We start from the raw sequence: 18,263 nt of genomic DNA on the forward strand, positions 1-18,263 counted from the left end.
CCCTCCCTGAGGCGTCCGGCGGTGGCATACAGTCACCTCCAGACGCATCCATGTGCACCGAAAGGCACTCGATGACCACCGCAGCACCGACCGCCGCCCTCTCCCTCTCCGCCCTCCTGCGCCAGCCAGTTACGGACTCCGACGGGCATCGCATGGGCACTCTCGCCGATCTCATCGTCCGCCTCCGGCGCGACGACTACCCGCTCGTGACCGGCCTAGTCGTCACGGTCGGGAGCACACGTGGGTTCGTCTCGGCCCAGGATCTCGCAGCCCTCGCCCCCGAGAGGATCGAGCTCGGGGTCAGCACGGTCGACGTGCGCGAGTTCCGCCGTCGGGAGGGCGAGGTCCTCCTCTCGGAAGATGTCCTCGGGCACCGACTCATCGACGTCTCCCGCGCCGCGTTCGTCAAGGCGTACGACGTCCAGCTCAGCCCGGTCCTGGACGGCTGGGCGGCCACCGGCCTGGACGTCCACCGCCGTCGCTGGTTGAGCCTCGGCCCCCGCCACGCCGCCCATGCCCCGCGCGACTGGAAGGACTTCGAACCGCTCATCGGCCACGCCGAGTCGGCCCGGGTTCGGGCCGTCACCGGGCGCATCCCCGAGCTGAAGCCGGCCCAGATTGCAGACATCATCGAAGAGGCCACCGGCGGGGAACAGGACGAGCTCCTCGCCCAGGTCCACGCCGACCCAGAGCTCGAGGCCGACGTCTTCGAAGAGCTCGACGAGGACTCCCAGTCCGAACTCTTCAAGGACCGTTCCGACGCGGAGGTCGCCGAAGTCCTCGGCCGCATGCAGGCCGACGACGCCGCCGACGCCCTCATGGACCTGCCCCAAGAACGCCGCTCCCCGGTCCTGGGCCTGCTGCCCGAGCCCCAGCGCTCCCGGGTCCACCAGCTTCTGGGGTACCACGACCTCACCGCCGGCGGCCTCATGGGCACCGACTTCCTCGCCCTCCCCGCCACCTCGACCGTGGCCGACGCCCTCACGGCCGTCCGCGGGGCCAGCCTGCTCCAGCCCCAGGCACTGACGGTCATCTACACCCTTGCACCGGATGGGACGCTCGACGGCGCGCTCAGCCTCGTCCACGCTGTCCAAGCCGACCCCGGCAGGAGCCTGGCTGAGGTCGCCGACCGCGACGTCGTCTCTGCCTCGCCCGCCGATGACGTCATCGACGTCACCACCCGCATGGCCGACTTCAACCTCCTCGCCATGCCCGTCCTCTCCGAGGACCGCCGCATCCTCGGCGCCATCACCGTCGACGACGCCCTCGAGGCCGCCATCCCCGATGACTGGTCCAATCGTGAGCCTCACCACCACGAGACCCGTCCGGAATCCTGATCCCTGCCCGGCCACTTTCGAGAGGTATGCCGCATGCGCCGATTCGACGCGCCCTACCGCAATCTGTACGAGCGCTCACTCGCCTATGACCGCCGCTGGGTCTATCGCCGACGCCGGGTGGCCGTGCTGGCGGGGCTCCTCGCCGTCGTGCTCGTGATCAGCGGTGGCGTCTACGCGCTGACCACGTACTTCAGCTTCCAGAATGGAATCCGCCGGTCCCAGGCCCTCGAGGGCGGAAAGGGCCTCGATCAGGATGTCAACATCCTGCTCATGGGCCTGGACTCACGCCTCGACGAGGACGGCAAGCCCCTCGCCCAAGAGGACTACGACGCACTGCATTCCGGAAGCTCTGACGACGGCGGCTACAACAGCAACGTCCTGATGGTCCTGCACGTACCGAAGGACGGCAGCACCGCCACGGTCCTCTCGATCCCCCGTGACGACTACGTCGAGCTCGCCGGGCACCCTGACGGCGTGGAGGAGGGCAAGGTCAAGCAGGCCTACGGATACCGCATGGACGAGGCCCAGCGGGAGCTCGCCTCCGCGCGGGGCAGCAGGAGCGACGACGAGATCTACCAGCAGGCCCGTGACGAGGGCCGGAAGGCCGAGATCAAGACGGTCGAGGACTTCCTCGGCGTGAAGATCGACCACTTTGCCGAGGTCACGATGGCCGCATTCCTTTCGGTCGCGAAAGCCGTTGCGCCCATCACCGTATGCCTCCAGGAGAGCACCAAGGACTCCTACTCGGGCGCCGACTTCAAGGCAGGGCAGCAGCAGATCAACGCCCAACAGGCGGTGGCCTTCGTGCGCCAGCGGCGTGACACCGCCGGCTCGGGGGTGTTCCTCAGCGACCTCGACCGCTCGCGCCGCCAGCAGGCTTTCATCTCATCACTCGCGACCCAGCTCAAGCAGAAGGGGACCTTCACCGACCTCGGGAAGGTCAACGGCATCCTCGATGCACTCAAAGGCAAGATCGCCGTGGACCAAGGTCTCAATGTCGTCGACTTCGGGCTCAAGGCCAAGCAGCTCACCGAGAACAAGACGAAGTTCGTGACACTGCCCATCGTCGACTTCGGGTGGTCGGACGCTGGTGAGTCCGTGAACATCGTGGACAAGGATGCCGTCCGTGCGCAGGTCGCGGACCTGCTGACGCCCAAGGCCCCGGCCGCCCCAGCGTCCCCCTCCGCCACCCAACCGCAGCCGGCGGCACCCAGCGCGCCTCCAGCTCCGCCCGCCCAAGCCGCCCCACCGCCCGCGCCGTCGCCGTCATCGACCTTCAACGCCGGCGATTGGTCCGATGCCCTCGTCGGCGGCGGAGTCCCCTGCGTGAAGTAGAGGCAAGGCAAGACTGCCAGCGTTCCTTCAGTTAATGTCCAGTTTCCTGTGAGTTCCCCGTGGCATGGGCAGCTCGTTGCCCACCGGAACTAGTGTCGCGGTCGCGGCGCCAGTCGACGCCGCGCACTCGCCCCCTGGAGGAACCCCACATGAAGCGCACGATTGCGGCGCTCGCCTCGGCCTGCGCGGTCGGAGCGATCATCGCCACGTCGATCGGTGCAGGCGCCGCGGAGCCAGCCTCGGCCGCTCCGGCTGCGAACGACGGCCGCATCAAGAACGTCATCTACCTGCTGGGCGACGGCATGGGCCGCACCCACGTCACCGCCGGCCGCGAGCGGTTCTACGGCGCCCACGGCCGCCTCGTCATGGAGACCCTGCCGTCCCACGGCTTCGTGAGCACCTACGCCGTGGAGAAGAAGTCCGGCCAGCCCGGGGAGGCCGGCTTCGCGCCGAACTACGTCACCGACTCCGCCTCCGCCGCGACCGCCTGGTCGTCCGGCGTGAAGACCTACAACGCCGCCCTCGGCGTGAACGCCAAGGGCGAGCTCGCCCCGACCGTGATGGAGATGGCCAAGCAGGCCGGCTACCGCACGGGCAACGTCAGCACCGCCGAGATCACCGACGCGACCCCGGCCGGCCAGATGAGCCACGCCCTCGCACGCGGCTGCCAGGGACCCGTGTACACGGCCAAGTCCTGCCAGGACACCGGCGTGACCGGCTCGGAGCTTCCGACGGACGACCTCCGCGTGACCCCCATCGCCAAGCAGATCGCCCGCAACGGCACCGCCGACGTGATCCTCGGCGGCGGCCTGAGCCGGTTCGACACCGCGGACGAGAAGGCGCTGCGCGACCAGGGCTACGACGTCCTCAGCTCGCCGGCCTCGCAGACCGTCGCCACCGAGGACGACCTCGCGAAGACCCAGGGCGGCAAGGTCTTCGGCCTGTTCAGTAAGGGCAACCTGACGGTCGAGAAGTCCAAGCAGGACAACCCCGCCTCGCCGGAGGCCAAGGAGCCGACGCTCGCCGAGATGACCAAGAAGTCCATCGACCTGCTCGGCACGGGTGAGAAGGGCAACGGCTTCTACCTCCAGGTCGAGGGCGCGCTGATCGACAAGCGCTCGCACGCGAACGACGCCGCGCAGACGCTCGAGGAGATCAAGGCGTTCGACGACGCGGTCGCCGTCGCCCTCGATTTCGCGAAGAAGGACGGGCACACGCTCGTGGTGGTGACGGCGGACCACGAGTGCGCCGGCTTCAACGTCATCGAGAAGGGCAGCTTCACCAACGCCGAGGCCGCGAACCCGCCGGTCAACGCCGACGGCAGCAACCCCGCGAACAACTCCACGCCGAGCCGCACGGGCGGCAACACGAAGGACGCGTCGCGCTCGACCGGGATCGTGAACGGCGCCGGCGCGGGCGACCCGCACAACTTCGCTCCGGCCACGTTCCGCACCGCCGACGACCCCGCAGGCGTCACGGACGGGACGAAGGAGGCCAGCCTGTGGCTGACCTACCTCTCGGGCAACCACACCGGCGCGGACGTCCCGGTCTACTCCTACGGAGCGGGCTCCGAGAAGCTGCAGGGCACGGTGGACAACACCGACCTCTTCGGCATCGTCACGGACGCCCTCGGGCTCCGCTGATCCACTCCCGGGCGGGGTGACGGGCAGTCCCCAGACTGCCCCTCACCCCGGCCGCCGACCTCCCATCAGGACTGCCATGAAGCTCTTCCTCGCCCCCGCCCTCGCCGTTGCCGCGCTCCTGGCCGGCTGCGCAGCTCCGGCCCCGTCCGAGACCGCCACTCCCCAGCCGGCCTCGGTCCAGACGCAGCTGCCCGGCCTCACGGCGCCCTCCGGGGAGCCTGACCTCCCGTCCCTCGCGGACGCTCACCCGCAGCCTGGCCAGGCAGTCCGCGCCGCGGGTCCGTTCGACAACCGATTCGAGATCGACGGGCTCGCCTTCGACGGCCAGAAGGTCACAGGTTCGGTGCGGATTACCTCGGACGTGAGCGACCTGCTCGAGCTCGTCGTCGTCGCCGGCTTCTACGATGCCGCCGGCACGCTCCTCGGCACGGCCCGGTTCGAGCACCACGCAGAGGGCGATGCAGGCCACGGGCACGTCGGGCCGCCGAGCGAGACCGAGGAGTTCAGCATCACCGTGCCGGCCGACGCCACGGGCAAGGCAGTCTCCGTTGCCGTCGGAGTGCCGGTTCTCGTCAACGAGTAGGCGCGCTCACGCGTGGGCGACGCGCCGCCGTCGTCCCTCGAGCCTCCTCACTTGCACTTCCCCTGATTCGCCGTGCACCACTGCTGGTACTGCTCCACGTAGGCCTGGTGCTCCGCGTAGGTCTTCGCGAACTTGGTCTCGCCGGTGTCGAGGTTGACGGTGACCCAGAACAGGTAGTCGTTGGCGGTGGGGTGCGCCGCTGCTGCGACCGCCTTCGATCCGGGCGAGCCGATGGGTCCCGGCGGGAGGCCGGGATGGACGTAGGTGTTGTACGGGTTGTTCCCGTCCGCCTTCTGTTCCTCGGTGAGCTGGACGGTCTTCGTGCCGAGACCGTAGGTCACCGTGGCGTCGGACTGGATGAGGCCCTTGGTCTCATCGTTCGGCTTGAGGCGGTTCTCGATGGCTCCGGCGACCTTGCCGTAGTCGGCCCGGCCGCCCTCGGCCTGGACGATGCTCGCGACCGTCAGCACCTCGTACTGCTTCGCCGGGTCAGTGATGCCGTCCTGCTTGAGCTCGTCGAGGGTCGCCGAGACGAGCGAGGTGAGGACGTCCTTCGCCGGCGTCCCCACCGGGAAGCGGTACTCGCCTGGCGCCAGATAGCCTTCGAGGGTCTTGGCCTGTGACGGGAGCCCGAACTGGGAAGGCTGGCTGTTGAGCGAGTCGAGTTCCTTCCGATCGACGCCCGCCGACTTGGCGATCGCGTCGAGCGACTCGTTGATGCGCAACCCAGCGCTCAGCGCGAAGTACATAACCTTCGAGCCGTCGCCCGCCAGGACCTGCGCGGCGTCCGAGGCCTTCATCTCCTTCTTGAAGGTGAAGTCGCCGGGGTGGACCTTCCCGCCGGTGTCCCCGAACGCGCGGACGAACGTGTCGGCGTCCGCGACCACGCCCTGCTCCTGCAGTTCCTTGGCGACCGTGGCAAGGGCATCGCCCTGTTGGACCGTGACCGTGACCGGGTCCGTTCCGGGGCCCGGGTAGTCGGCGACCTTGTCCATCCCAAGGGCAGAGCGCAGGACCAGCGCCACGAGAACTGAGCCGGCGACCACGAGGGCTATGACGACGCCCATGGCAATCGCCGCGGTCCGGAGCGGACGACGGCGCCGCGGGCCTCCCCGGCCTCCCCCGACGATAGCCGGGTGGTCGGCAGGCTCTGCCGTCTCCTCCTGGGCGGCCAGGAGGCCGCCGATTCCCACTGCCGTCGGCACGCGGGCGGAAGACGACTGGTCTTGACCCCCTGAGGTGATCACGTGTCCGAGCTCCTGTCCCTGATGCGGCGCGGCGGGCATGGCCCCGCCCCACGGTCTTTGGGAAGGTACCCCTTCGTCCGCTCGGTGAAACGAGACGGAGCGGTCAGCGGCGGATCCGGCGGGGCTCCTCGAGCTGGTCGGGCGGGATCGGCAGGCCCCTCCAGGGAAGCTCGGTTCCCGGCACGAAGACGTGCTCGGCACGGAAGCCACGCTGGCGGCGCCGGCCGGACGCGACCTCCCAGACAACGTAGACGCGACCGCCGCCGGACGCTACGGCATACCCGTGGATCTCATTGCCGCGTTCCCTGACGATCACCATCTGCACGTCGGGTCGGCTCATGCCCCTTCCACGCCTTGGGCGTGGAACGGCAGGCCGTGTTCGTGCAGCGCCTGGACAATGGACTGCTCGCGCTCGGCAAGCGCGGCGGTGTCGCCGCTCGGCGCGGCCCCCGCTGCCTGGCGCATGGCGTCCTCGACCTGCGCGAGCTGGACGATGAGCTCGCGGACGGTGGCTGGCTCGGAATCCGCTGAGGGGTACGACATGCATCCAGCGTATGGTCGGGTAGACAGGTACGTCTTCACCCCGCGGGGTGAAGAGCCCTGGGGCCCACAGTTGCGAGGAGCCCTTTGGCCTACAGTTGGGGAATGAGTGCGATCCGTGTGGCGCTCGTCAACGACTACGAGGTCGTGGCGCAAGGACTGATCGGCATGCTCCGGTCGTACCGGGACGTGATCCAGATCGTCGAGGTCGACTTCAGGAAGAACGTCGCCCAGCCGGTCGACGTCACGCTGTACGACACGTTCGCCGCGGCGCAGGGCGACGGCGAGGATGTCCGCCGCCTGGCCTCGAATCCGATGGCCGGCAAGGTGGTGGTGTACTCATGGAACGTCGATCCCGGACTCGTGGACGCCGCTCTGGCCAACGGGGCCACCGCCTACCTGCCCAAGAGCCTCCCGGCGGGGCACCTGGTCACCGCGCTGCAGGCCGTGCACCGGGGAGAGGCTCGGGCGCCTTCGCCCCGGGACGGCTCGTCGAAGGCGGTCGGCGGCGACTGGCCCGGCCGCGAGGAGGGAATGACCCCTCGGGAAGCCGAGGTCCTCGCGCTCATCACCCAGGGACTGACCAACGCCGAGATTGCCAGCCGCACCCACCTGTCGATCAACTCGGTCAAGACCTTCATCCGCAGCTGCTACCGCCGGATCGGCGTGACGAACCGGAGCCAGGCGATCCTCTGGGGCATCGAGCACGGTTTCCGCCCCGACCGGGGGCGTATTCGCCTCACCGACGACCGCCAGGACCGTCAGGCCTGATCTGCCTCCGCGAGCACGCGGTCGATCCGGGACAGGACGCCTGGCCAGCCGTTCCCCATGCCTTCGATCGCACGGGCGCCCAGAGGGGTGTCGAGGCGGAACCCGGCGTGTTCGAGCGTGAGGAGGGTGCCGCCGTCGACCGCTTCGAGGCTCCACGTGATGGTCGTGTCCAGCGTGCCTTCGGCGAAGCTGAAGCGGATGGACACGCCGGGCTCGACGGCGAGGACCTCGCACTTCTGCTGGCCCCATTCGGCCATGTCCATGGTGAAGCGGTGGCCGACGGCTGGGGCGATGTCGCCGGGCGCCCACCAGCGGGCGAGGAGCTCCGGCGTCGTGAGCGCGGCCCACACGGCGGCCGGCGGGTGGGCGAAGCGCCGCTCGAGGCGGATCGTGTTCTCGGCGCCGTCGTTCTCGGTCATGAGGTTCTCTCCTCGTCCAGAAGGTCGGCCAGCGCGTCGAGGCGCCCGCCCCAGTAGTGCTCGAAATGCCCCACCCAGTCCTGCACCTCGAGGAGGCCCGCGGCCTGGAGGTGGTAGACGCGGTTCCGCCCCTGGCGCTCCTCGCGGACCAGGCCGGCATCGCGGAGGACCGCGAGGTGCTCGGACGCGGCGGAGCGGCTGAGGTCGAGCAGCCCGGTGAGCTCGCCCGCCGTTCTCGGCCCGGCGCGGAGCGCGTCGAGGACGGTGCGCCGCGCGGAGTTCGCGAGGGCACCGAAGACGTCGGGGAGCATGGAGCCACTATACGTCGGAAAAATCCGACAGATCAAGCCGGTGACAGCGTTCAGACGACCGCCGACACTGGTGCCATGTCGATCCTGCCGCAGATCAGCCTCCGCACTCCCCTCCCCTTCGACATCCTGGGCGCCCAGGTGGTCGTGGCGGGCCTGGGCTCCGCCTTCGAAGGCGTCTATGGCTCGGTGATCGTGCGCGACGCCGCCGGGCACGTCGTCGCCGAATCGCACCTCCTGGGCGGCGGCAACGGCTTCTCGCTGTTCCACGCCGCGTTCGGACTCGGCTCGCCCACGACGCCGGAGGGCACCGTGACGGTCCAGGGCGCCAATCCCAGTGGGCTGCCCGAGAACGACGCATCCGTCACCGTCCCGGTCACCTTCGGGCGGCAGCTCATGGGCGGCACCTACTCCGGGTTCTCGCTGCACACAGTCGCCAACGGCGACACCCTCTCCGGGATCGCGCAGCAGTACTACGGCGACGCGGGCAAGTACGGGCTCATCTTCACCGCGAACCGGGACATCGTCTTCGACCCCGATGTGATCTATCCGGGCCTGGCGCTGCGGGTCCCGCTGGCCTGAGGGGGCAGGTCGTCGGGGGCGCGGCTCCTGTGCGACACATTCCGCTCACAGCGCCTCCTCCTCCCCCGCTCCCCCGCGGTACACGGCCGCGAGCTCCGACCGCGACCCGATCCCGAGCTTCGCGTAGATCCGGGTGAGGTGGTACTGCACCGTCTTGACGGACACGAACAGCTCGCGTGCCGCCTCCCGGTTGCTGCGGCCGCCTGCCACGAGCCGGGCGACGGCCTCCTCCTGCGCGGTGAACGCGGTGGGGGCGGGAACCGGTGCATGCGCCCCCGTGTCCTCGGACTCGGCACGGGAACCGGCCCGCGAACGGAACACCCCGGTCCCGGCAGCCTGCAGCTCGCGCTCGCACCGCGCCACGTACACGCTCGCGCCCAGCACGGCGAACGCATCCCTGGCCGCCGCGAGGACGCCGCTCGCGTCGCGGCGCCGCCCGGCCCTGCGCAGCGTCTGCCCATAGGCGAACCGCACCCGGGCGGCGCCCCAGGGCAGCGGCAGCCCCTCGATCGCGGCCAGCGACTCCTCGAACACCGCCACGGCCTCGTCCAGCCGGCCCTGCGCCCCGAGCAGCCGCCCGCGCACGGAGCCGAGCCGCGCCGTCGTGCTCCGGTGCCCGGCGGCCCGCGCGGCCTCCTCGAGCGGTGCCAGGAAGGCATCGGCGCGCGCGAGGTCCCCGGCCATCACGAGGGCGTTGGCGTAGACGTCCTGCCACGGCCAGAATCCGGGCTCGTCGACCCACGGCGTGCGGTCCATGTGCACGATGGGGTCGAAGGCGCGGAGCACGGCCGCGTAGTCCCCGGCGCTCTCCGCGACGGCCGCGGCCGCCATCGCGCCGCTGAGCCGCATGACGGGGTAGGCCTCGGGCCCGGACTGGGCGTGCTGGCTGTGCTCCGCGGCCTCGGCGCCCTGGCCCCTCAGGGCGCAGACCTGCGCGGCGGTCAGGCGCAGCACCGGCTCCACGAGGCTGATCCCCACGGGATCGTTGAGCGCGAGCCCGGCACGCGCCGTCGCCAGCGCGTCGTCCCAGCGGCCCACGGCGAACTCGGCGCGGGCGAGCCACGCGTGGGCCCAGAGGGCGATGCGCAGCGAGCCGGGCCGCCGCGCCGGCGGGATCGCGGCGCGGAGCTCGAGCCGCGCCGTGTCCATGTCGTCGACGGCAAGCGCGACCCATCCCCGGCCGAGTCGGAGCCGCTGGTCCCGTCCCGCAAGGTGCGCGGAGGACGAGAGCTCGTCGTACGCCCGCCGCGCCTCCTCGTGGCGCCCCATGAGGCCGAGGGCGAGCCCGAGCATCGCGCGGGCCTCGATCCCGGCGGTGCTGTCGGGGCCGGCAATCCGCACGGCGGTCTCGGTCCAGGCCAGCATGGCCTCCCCGTCCCAGTTCCCGAGGGCATCCAGGACCCGGTACTGGGCGATGCGCGCGGACAGGTCCGCGGGGGCCGTGGGCGGCCGCGTCTCCCAGGCCCGCGCGAGGAGGGCGCCGGCCCGGCGCGCCTGCCCGGTGTGGATGGCATGGTAGGCGAGCGCGGCATCGCGCTCGGCGCCCTGCGGCAGCGACTCGATCTGCCGGGCGAGCGGCGCGGCCCGGGTCAGGTCCCCGGCCCCGATCATCGCCTCCGCCGCCCGCACAAGACGGTCCTCGCGCAGCGCCGGGTCGACGTGGAGCCGTGCGGCGGCGACGAGCGCATCCGCCGCGGCCCCCCAGTCGCCCTCGGCGGCCTCCCCCTCGGCGAGGGCGTCCACGGCGGCGGCGAGGTCGCCGTCGGGCATCGCGGCAGCGGCGACAAGGTGGCGGACCCTGTCCCGGGTCGATTCGGAGAGCTCGGCGGCGCGCGCGTGGAGCGTCGACCGCCGGAGCGGACCGAGGCCGGCGTGCACCGCGTCGCGGACCAGCGGGTCGCGGATCGTGACCTGGAGGCTTCCGGCGACGGTGCGGCACTCGAGCAGCCCGGCCGCCCACGCGGCGTCGGCGGCGGCGAGCAGGGCCTCCGCATCGCCTTCGGGGAGCCGGGCGAGCTGCGCGGCCGCAGCGGCGCTCGGGGTGCCCCCGAGCACGCTCACCGCCTCGACCAGGGCGCGCGACGGCGCGGGGAGCCCCGCGAGCGCGGCGTCCGCCCGCTCGGCAACAGAGCGCACGACGGCGCGCGGCCCCTCCGCTGCGAGCGTCTCCGCCCCGAGGGCCTCCACTCCGTCCGCGAGCGCCTCGAGGGCGAGCCCGGGGTTCCCGCCGGTCGCGCGCCAGAGCGCCTGCACGGCGTCCGGTCCGAGGTCCACCCCGGCGCGCGCGAGCGCGAGCTCGCGCAGGGCCTCGTGCGTGAGGGGGCCGAGCCGGAGGCGTCGGGCCCGGACGGCGCCGGCGAACTGGGCGACGGGGCTGGCCGGGCGTGTCCCGGCTGGCCCGCATGCGGCGAGGACCAGGACGGGGCCGCGCAGCCGGCGCAGGGCGAAGGCGAGGGCTTCGAGGGAGAGCTCGTCGGCGTCCTCGAGGCCGTCGAGCACGACGAGGGCGGGGCCGCCTTCCGTCGGACCGCCGTCCCCCGTCAGCCCCGCGAGCCACTCCCCCGCGGCGCGGCCCGCGGGCAGCCACGCGGGCTGGTCGCTGTCGGGTCCCCACGCCTCGGCCCCGTAGCCCTCCTCGTCCAGCCGGCCGGAGCCCGGCGGCGGCGACGCGACCCCGAGCTGCGCGAGGACGCCGCCCCGAAGCTCCCGTTCCCACGGCGTGCCCTCCGCGCGGCGCACCGGGAGCCCGGGGTGGAGCGCGGCGAACGCGTCGCACAGGGCGGTCTTGCCGATGCCGGACGGTCCCTCGACGATGACGCACTGCGGGCCCGAGGACGCGGCAGCGCCCAGGAGCGCGTCCAGTTCGGACAGCTCCTGGGCGCGCGCGACCATGCCGTCGTGGGGATTCAGCATGCCTCGACCGTATCCCCCGCCGACGTGACGCGCATCATCGCCCCGGCTTCGGCGAGCTCACCGCAGGGCCGGCTCCGCCTCGCCGTCGTGCGCCGGGGCCGCGGCGGGGGCCTCCCCGTGCGCCGCCGGACGCGGGACGAGGGCCGTCACGATCGCGCCGAGCAGCGCGACCACGGCGAAGATCCAGAAGGCGGCCTGGCCGGTGACGCCCGCCGAGAGCAGCAGGCCTCCGGCCAGCGGGCCGAGGATGCCGCCGAGCCGCCCGAACCCGGCGCACCACGCGACACCGGCGGCGCGGGTCTGCGTCGTGTAGAAGTTCGAGACGAACCCGTACACGAGCACCTGCGTCCCGATCGTGCCGACCCCGGCCACGCCGACGGCCGTCAGGAGCACCGCGAACGGCATGTGGAACGTCAGCAGCACGAGCGCGACCGCGGCGAGCGCGAACGTGCTGGCGATGATCCGCTTGGGCCCGGTCCGGTCCACGGTCGCCGCCGCGACGAGCCCGCCCACGATCGCGGCCGCGTTGAGCACGAGCAGGAACGTCAGCGAGTACGCCTTCCCGAACCCGTACTGGCCCATGATCTCCGGCAGCCACGTGTTGAGCCCGTACGTCAGCAGGAGCCCCGCGAAGCTCATGAGCCCCAGGAGGGCTGTCGGCAGGGCGAAGCGGCGTGTGGCCAGCCCGGCAAAGCCAGCACGCTCACGGGGGGCGCCGTCGGTGCGAGTGGCGGCCGGCGTCGGGCCCGTCGCGGGGAGCACGACGCCGGTGCGGCGGCTGAGCTCCTCGGCCTCCTCCCGCCGGCCCCGCGAGAGCAGCCACATGGGCGACTCGGGCAGCTTGGCGAGGGCGAGCGGGAGGATCGTGACGAGCGGGACGGAGCCGATCCAGAACAGGGGGCGCCAGTCGAGCCCGTTGCCGAACCCCAGCGCGAGGAGCGAGGCGAGCACGCCGCCGGCGGGGACGCCGGAGTAGACGATGGCGTTGCAGAGGTTGCGCCGGTTCCTGGGCGCGAATTCGGCGACGATGGCCCCGGCGGTGGCCACGAGGGCGCCGACGCCGATGCCGGTGAAGAACCGGAACGCGCCGAACAGGGTGACGCTCGTGGTCAGGGCGGTGGCTGCCATGCCGACCGAGAACCAGGCGAGGGCCAGGAGCATGACCTTGCGGCGCCCCACGAAGTCGCCGATAGCCCCGCTCGCGAGCGCGCCGACCATGACGCCGATGAGCGCGTAGCTGCCTAGGGCGCCAGCGGTGGTGGGATCGAGCTGGCCGATCTGGCTCGGGTCGCGCAGGAGGCCCGAGACGACCGTGCCGTACACGACGAGGTCGTAGCCGTCGAAGGTGAGGGCTGCCGCACCGAGGGCGACGACCCAGGCCAGGGTGGTGCGCTGTCGCTGCGAGGGCGCAGCCAATGCTGAAGATGACATGCAAGACTCCGATGTCTGTGCTGGGATCTGGAGCTGGACAACTGCTAGTGATGGGTGACGCTGATCACACAGGGGTGATCCGAAACCGCCCCCGGGCCTGTCAGGCCCGGGGGCGGCAACGCGAAGGGGAGGGCCTCAGCCGAGGTCGCCTCCGGCCACGGGCAGGACGGTGCCCGTGATGTAGGACGCCTCGTCCGAGGCGAGGAAGCAGATCGCGGCGGCCTGCTCGTCGAGGGTGCCGTAGCGCTTCAGGAGCGAGGACTCCACGGTCTGGTCCACGATCTGCTGGTACCAGGCCTTCTCCTGCTCGGTGGCGGGGAGCGGCCCGCGCTGGACGGCGCGCGGCGGCGCCTCGGTCCCGCCGGGCGCGGTCGCGACGACGCGCACGCCGTGCGGGGCCGCCTCGAGCGCGAGCGCGGTGGTGATGGCGCGGACGCCGCCCTTCGACGCCGCGTACGGGACGCGGTTGACGCCGCGGGTTGCGACCGAGGAGACGTTCACGATCGTCCCGGACCGCTGGGCGATGAGGTGCGGGAGCGCCGCGCGGCACATCCACAGCGTGGGGAACAGGGAGCGGCGCACCTCCTTCTCGATCTCCTCGGGCGTGTAGTGCTCGTACGGCTTGGCCCAGATGGTCCCGCCCACGTTGTTCACGACGACGTCGATGCGCCCCGCCGCGGCGAGCGCGCCATCGGTGGCGGCCAGGGCGCCGTCGTACGTCTCGAGGTCTGCGGTGACGCTGTGAACAGGGACGCTGTGCGCCTTGCCGCCCGCCTCGCGGAGGGCGCCCGCGACGTCGTGCACGAGCTCGGCCCGGTCGGCGAGGACCACCTCGCCGCCCTCCGCCGCGATGCGCTCGGCGACGGCTCGTCCGATCCCCTGGGCGGCGCCGGTGACGACGACCGCCTTGCCCGCGAAGCGGTTGGCGTGGACGGTCACGCCGCGCCCGCCGTCGCGAGGACCTTGGCGGCGCCGACCGCGAAGCGCTCGTAGTAGAAGTTGGCCGGCTCGATGCCCTCGGCGTCGAAGTAGCGGCGCACGGCGTCGACCATGGCGGGCGGGCCGCACAGGTAGACATCGACGTCGCCGTCGTTGAGATGCTCGGGCAGCAGGTGCTGCGTGACGTAGCCCTTCTTGGGGTGCTCCGACTCGGGGTCGGCCACGATCGTGTCGAAGGTGAAGCCCGGGATCGCCGCGGCGTAGCGCTCGAGCGCCTCGACCTCCACGAGGTCCTTGTCCCAGGTCGCGCCGTAGGCGAGGTGGATCGGGAAGGCGGGGACGACGCCGTCGGCCGCCGCCTTTGCGATCTTCTCCAGCATCGCCAGCTGCGGGGCGATGCCGGTGCCGCCGGCGAGCATGAGCACGGGGCGCTTGACGTCGCGGAGGAAGAAGCTGCCCTTGGGGCCCTCGAGGGTCAGGGTGTCGCCCTCGGCGGCACGCTCCTTGAGGTAGGTGGTCATGACGCCGTCGGGGGCGGTGCGGACCAGGAAGGTGAGCTTCTCCGCGTCGGGGCCGCTCGAGAAGGAGTAGCTGCGCTCCTCGTCCGTGCCGGGCACCTTGACGTTCATGTACTGGCCGGGGAGGTAGGCGAGCTTCTCGCGGTCCTCGACAGAAAGGGTCAGGCCCGCGGTGTTGTCCGCGTACCAGTGGAGCTTCTCGATGGTGGCGGTGAACTGGCCGATGCCGCTCTTGGCCATCTCGGCGGTGCCGGAGATGCGCAGCACGAGGTCGCTCTCGGGGGTCATCTGGCACGGGAGGCAGAAGCCGGCCTCGGCCTCGTCGTCGGCGAGGGCCTCCTCGATGTAGTCGCCGCCGTCGTACGAGCCGGACTCGCAGAACGCCTTGCAGGTGCCGCACGCGCCGTCGCGGCAGTCCAGGGGGATGTTGATGCGGGCCCGGTAGGACGCATCCGCGACGGTCTGGCCGGGGGCGACGCTGATGAAGCGGGTGACGCCGTCCTCGAAGGCGAGGGCAACGGAGTGGTTCGTGGCAGTCATGGTGGTCTCCTGAAGGCCTTCTCAGATGTGGTAGATGTCCACGACGTGGTGGATGTAGTCGTTCTTGAGGACGACCTTCTTCTTGGTGATGACCGGCTGCGTGCCGGAGAAGTCGATCGTGTAGAAGGAGACTCCGAAGTACGTGTCCACGGTGTTGTAGCGGTAGTAGAGCGTGAACCAGTTGAAGCGGACGTCCACGACGTCGCCCTCCTGGCGCAGGATCTCGACGTTGGTGATGTTGTGGCCGGTGCGGGGGTCCGGGAGGCTCGTGGCACCCGAGCGCTCGGTCTTGATGCGGAACACGCGGTCCTCGAGGCCGCCCCGGTTGGGGTAGTAGATGAGGGAGATCTCGCGCTGCGGGTCCTCGGTGAGGGTGTCGTCGTCGGCCCACGCGGGCATCCAGAACTCCGCCTCGGGGTGGTAGCAGTCCACCCACCGGTCGAACTCGCGGTCATCGAGGAAGCTCGCCTCGCGGTAGAGGAACTGGCGGACGTCCTCGAGCCCGACGGTCCCGGGCACGATCGTTGCCATGAGCGTCACTTGGAGAACTCCTTCGTCTCGTTCTTCGTCTCTTCGGCGATGGCGGCGTGCATCGCCTCGCGCCAGTAGCCGTGCTGGATCGGGTACAGGCCCTCGTCCTCGGTCTTGACCCCGCTCGAGATCGGGTTGAGGCCCAGGCCCTTGGCGGTCTCGTCCGGGCCCGTGATCTGGTGGGCCTGGCCGCGGCTCATGTCGTTCCACGGGGCGGCGGAGGCGAGGTAGGTCTTCTGGCAGGAGCGGAACTCCTCGAGGTCGTCCGGGGTGGCCATGCCGGTGGCGTTGAAGAAGTCCTCGTACTGGCGGATGCGGTTGGCGCGGGCCTCGGCGGACTCGCCCTTGGGGGCGATGCAGTAGATCGTGACCTCGGTCTTGTCCACGGAGATCGGCCGGAAGTGGCGGATCTGCGAGCTGAACTGGTCCATGAGGTAGACGTTCGGGTAGAGGCACAGGTTGCGGGAGGCGCCGATCATGAACTCGGCGCGCTCGGCGCCGAACTGCTGGGTCCACTCCTCCTTCTTGTCGAAGTTGGGGCGGTCCTGCGGGTTGCCCCACCACATCCACAGCAGGAGGTGGCCGTGCTCGAACGAGTAGTAGCCGCCGCCCTGCTTGCCCCACGTGCCGGCGTCCATGGCCTTGGTCTCATTGGCCGACTCGCCGGTGCCGCGGCGGGCGGTGGTGGCCGCGTAGTTCCAGTGCGTGGCCGAGACGTGGTAGCCGTCGGCGCCGTTCTCGGCCTGGACCTTCCAGTTGCCGTCGTACGTGTAGGTCGAGGAGCCGCGGAGCACCTCGAGGCCCTCGGGCGACTGGTCCACGATCATGTCGATGATCTTGGTGGACTCCCCGAGGTGCTCCGTCAGCGGCTTGACGTCGGGGTTGATGCTGCCGAACAGGAAGCCCCGGTAGCTCTCGAAGCGGGCCACCTTCGTGAGGTCGTGCGAGCCCTCCTTGTTGAACTGCTCGGGGTAGCCGGCGCCCTTCGGGTCCTTGACCTTGAGCAGCTTGCCGTTGTTCGAGAAGGTCCAGCCGTGGAACGGGCACGTGAAGGTGGTGCGGTTGTCCGTCTTGCGGCGGCAGAGCATCGCACCGCGGTGGCTGCAGGCGTTGATGTGGGCGTGGAGCTGCTCGTCCTTGCCGCGCGAGATGACGATCGGCTGGCGGCCGATGTAGGTGGTGAAGTAGTCCCCGACGTTGGGGATCTGGCTCTCGTGGGCCAGGTAGACCCAGTTGCCCTCGAAGATGTACTTCATCTCGAGCTCGAACAGCTCCTCGTCGGTGAAGATGCTGCGCTTGGCTCGGTAGGTCCCGGTCGACGCGTCTTCGATGAGTGCGTCGGAGAGCTGGGCGCGGACGTGGTCCAGGGTTTCCGTCATGGGTTGTCTCCCTTTGCCTGTGGCTTTCCACGACGTCGTCGTCGCGGGCTGTGAAAGATCCTGTCAAGCCGTGAGGACGATCACACTGGGCTTTTGCCTAGGGTCGGCCAAGGGTGCTTTTCAAACGTGCTGGATATCAATGAGATGGAACTAGGTATTTGTGTGCACGCAATACCGAGGCCTAGCGTGAAGGGCAACGCGACCGACTGTGCCGCCCATCACGCCGGCGGCTGATCACACAGCCCCCACCCGGCCCATCATCGAGGAGGATGACCATGAGCCAGACCATTACCGAATTCGACGCGAAGGCTGCCGAGTCCGGCAACAAGGCCACCGAGCGCTTCAAGGCCAGCGGCAAGCGCGCCGCGCTCGAGGTGCCCAAGGAGCGCGTCTCGCTGCTTGCCCGCGAGGTGCTCGAGGCCGTCTACGCGACCATCCGCAAGCACAAGGTCACGTACGCCGAGTACAACGCCCTCAAGGACTGGCTGATCAGCGTCGGCGAGGACGGCGAGTGGCCGCTCTTCCTCGACGTGTGGGTCGAGCACGTCGTTGAGGAGGTCGCGACGGAGAACCGCAAGGGCTCCAAGGGCACCATTGAGGGCCCGTACTACGTGCCGGACTCCCCTGCCCAGAAGACCCCGGCCCGCCTGCCGCGCCGCGACGACGAGCCCGGCACCGAGCTGACCTGGAAGGGCCAGATCCGCGACCTCGATGGCAACGGCCTCCCCGGCAAGGTGGAGATCTGGCACGCCGACGGCGCCGGCTTCTACTCGCAGTACGCCCCGGGCCTGCCCGAGTGGAACCTCCGCGGCACCGTCCTCGCCGACGAGAACGGCAACTTCGAGATCCAGACGATGCGCCCGGCCCCGTACCAGATTCCGACCGACGGCGCCTGCGGCAAGCTGATCGCTGCCGCTGGCTGGCACGCGTGGCGCCCGGCGCACATCCACGTCAAGGTCTCGGCTCCGGGCCACGAGCTCATCACCGCGCAGCTCTACTTCCCGGGCGACGCCCACAACGACGACGACATCGCCTCGGCCGTCAAGCCCGAGCTCATCCTCGACCCCAAGCCGGCCGCGGACGGCAAGGGCGAGGAGATGGTGTACGACTTCGTCCTCGACCCCGCCGAGGGCTGAATCGCCGGCTGATCCGGCCAGAAGCCGCGGAGGAGGGCCTCACCCGCTCAGGGTGAGGCCCTCCTCCGCGCGTCCCCCCGCACCCCCGGCGGCCCGCCGTCGCGTGCGGCG

18 protein-coding genes are annotated in these 18,263 nt (G+C 70.8%); 7 read left to right on the plus strand and 11 right to left on the minus strand.

What is annotated here, in order from left to right; translation table 11 throughout:
* Positions 1 to 71 precede the first annotated feature (71 nt).
* The 4 genes from ABD298_RS16040 to ABD298_RS16055 all read left to right on the plus strand — a co-directional run bounded on the left by ABD298_RS16040 (position 72) and on the right by ABD298_RS16055 (position 4,898).
* On the plus strand, positions 72 to 1,337 hold the full coding sequence (locus ABD298_RS16040; protein WP_344300783.1) for a magnesium transporter MgtE N-terminal domain-containing protein: 1,266 nt from the start codon (positions 72 to 74) through the stop codon (positions 1,335 to 1,337).
* A 33-nt stretch (positions 1,338 to 1,370) separates the two neighbouring features.
* Entirely contained in the window at positions 1,371 to 2,672 is a 1,302-nt protein-coding gene (locus tag ABD298_RS16045) for an LCP family protein (protein ID WP_344300785.1), read from the plus strand.
* Between the two features lie 149 nt (positions 2,673 to 2,821).
* A complete protein-coding gene (locus ABD298_RS16050) occupies positions 2,822 to 4,315 on the plus strand; it encodes an alkaline phosphatase (RefSeq protein ID WP_344300788.1) in 1,494 nt (497 codons plus the stop codon).
* A 76-nt stretch (positions 4,316 to 4,391) separates the two neighbouring features.
* On the plus strand, positions 4,392 to 4,898 hold the full coding sequence (locus tag ABD298_RS16055; RefSeq protein ID WP_344300790.1) for a hypothetical protein: 507 nt from the start codon (positions 4,392 to 4,394) through the stop codon (positions 4,896 to 4,898).
* A gap of 47 nt (positions 4,899 to 4,945) precedes the next feature.
* Here ABD298_RS16055 and mltG read toward each other — a convergent pair whose 3' ends face one another.
* The 3 genes from mltG to ABD298_RS16070 all read right to left on the minus strand — a co-directional run bounded on the left by mltG (position 4,946) and on the right by ABD298_RS16070 (position 6,688).
* Positions 4,946 to 6,103, minus strand: coding sequence for an endolytic transglycosylase MltG (mltG, locus tag ABD298_RS16060; protein WP_344300791.1), 1,158 nt, complete (start codon positions 6,101 to 6,103; stop codon positions 4,946 to 4,948).
* A gap of 145 nt (positions 6,104 to 6,248) precedes the next feature.
* A complete protein-coding gene (locus ABD298_RS16065; RefSeq protein ID WP_344300792.1) occupies positions 6,249 to 6,485 on the minus strand; it encodes a hypothetical protein in 237 nt (78 codons plus the stop codon).
* Complete coding sequence (locus ABD298_RS16070; protein WP_344300793.1) at positions 6,482 to 6,688, minus strand: hypothetical protein; 207 nt, start codon at positions 6,686 to 6,688, stop codon at positions 6,482 to 6,484. Before ABD298_RS16070 ends, ABD298_RS16065 begins: the two co-directional genes overlap by 4 nt.
* A 102-nt stretch (positions 6,689 to 6,790) precedes the next feature.
* On the opposite strand from ABD298_RS16070, the gene ABD298_RS16075 reads away from it, so the two are divergent.
* The gene (locus ABD298_RS16075; protein ID WP_344300795.1) at positions 6,791 to 7,456 is read left to right on the plus strand and encodes a response regulator transcription factor; all 666 of its coding nucleotides are present in this window, start codon (positions 6,791 to 6,793) and stop codon (positions 7,454 to 7,456) included.
* On the opposite strand, the gene ABD298_RS16080 is transcribed toward ABD298_RS16075, so the two are convergent.
* Positions 7,447 to 7,875 (minus strand): SRPBCC family protein, encoded by a 429-nt coding sequence (locus ABD298_RS16080; protein ID WP_344300796.1) that lies wholly within the window; start codon positions 7,873 to 7,875, stop codon positions 7,447 to 7,449. The genes ABD298_RS16075 and ABD298_RS16080 overlap by 10 nt on opposite strands.
* Complete coding sequence (locus tag ABD298_RS16085; RefSeq protein WP_344300798.1) at positions 7,872 to 8,186, minus strand: ArsR/SmtB family transcription factor; 315 nt, start codon at positions 8,184 to 8,186, stop codon at positions 7,872 to 7,874. Before ABD298_RS16085 ends, ABD298_RS16080 begins: the two co-directional genes overlap by 4 nt.
* A gap of 75 nt (positions 8,187 to 8,261) precedes the next feature.
* On the opposite strand from ABD298_RS16085, the gene ABD298_RS16090 reads away from it, so the two are divergent.
* Positions 8,262 to 8,765, plus strand: a complete 504-nt coding sequence (locus ABD298_RS16090; protein ID WP_344300800.1) for a LysM peptidoglycan-binding domain-containing protein — start codon at positions 8,262 to 8,264, stop codon at positions 8,763 to 8,765.
* Between the two features lie 45 nt (positions 8,766 to 8,810).
* Here the strand turns inward: ABD298_RS16090 and ABD298_RS16095 are convergent, their stop codons facing one another.
* The 6 genes from ABD298_RS16095 to benA form a co-directional block, all read right to left on the minus strand.
* On the minus strand, positions 8,811 to 11,678 hold the full coding sequence (locus ABD298_RS16095) for a helix-turn-helix transcriptional regulator (RefSeq protein ID WP_344300801.1): 2,868 nt from the start codon (positions 11,676 to 11,678) through the stop codon (positions 8,811 to 8,813).
* A gap of 57 nt (positions 11,679 to 11,735) precedes the next feature.
* Positions 11,736 to 13,109 (minus strand): MFS transporter, encoded by a 1,374-nt coding sequence (locus ABD298_RS16100; RefSeq protein WP_344300802.1) that lies wholly within the window; start codon positions 13,107 to 13,109, stop codon positions 11,736 to 11,738.
* A gap of 135 nt (positions 13,110 to 13,244) precedes the next feature.
* The gene (locus tag ABD298_RS16105; RefSeq protein ID WP_344300803.1) at positions 13,245 to 14,048 is read right to left on the minus strand and encodes a 1,6-dihydroxycyclohexa-2,4-diene-1-carboxylate dehydrogenase; all 804 of its coding nucleotides are present in this window, start codon (positions 14,046 to 14,048) and stop codon (positions 13,245 to 13,247) included.
* Positions 14,045 to 15,106 (minus strand): benzoate 1,2-dioxygenase electron transfer component BenC, encoded by a 1,062-nt coding sequence (gene benC / locus ABD298_RS16110; RefSeq protein WP_344300805.1) that lies wholly within the window; start codon positions 15,104 to 15,106, stop codon positions 14,045 to 14,047. The genes ABD298_RS16105 and benC overlap by 4 nt, the downstream gene beginning before the upstream one ends.
* 21 nt (positions 15,107 to 15,127) lie before the next feature.
* Positions 15,128 to 15,637, minus strand: a complete 510-nt coding sequence (gene benB / locus ABD298_RS16115; protein ID WP_344300855.1) for a benzoate 1,2-dioxygenase small subunit — start codon at positions 15,635 to 15,637, stop codon at positions 15,128 to 15,130.
* Between the two features lie 5 nt (positions 15,638 to 15,642).
* Positions 15,643 to 17,016: a benzoate 1,2-dioxygenase large subunit gene (benA, locus tag ABD298_RS16120; protein WP_344300808.1), complete on the minus strand. Its 1,374-nt coding sequence runs from the start codon at positions 17,014 to 17,016 to the stop codon at positions 15,643 to 15,645.
* 275 nt (positions 17,017 to 17,291) lie between these two features.
* Between benA and catA the strand changes: the two genes are divergently transcribed.
* Positions 17,292 to 18,152, plus strand: coding sequence for a catechol 1,2-dioxygenase (gene catA, locus ABD298_RS16125; protein ID WP_344300809.1), 861 nt, complete (start codon positions 17,292 to 17,294; stop codon positions 18,150 to 18,152).
* Positions 18,153 to 18,263 lie beyond the last annotated feature (111 nt).

The sequence above is a fragment of the Sinomonas flava genome, from assembly GCF_039531875.1.
GTDB lineage: Bacteria > Actinomycetota > Actinomycetes > Actinomycetales > Micrococcaceae > Sinomonas > Sinomonas flava.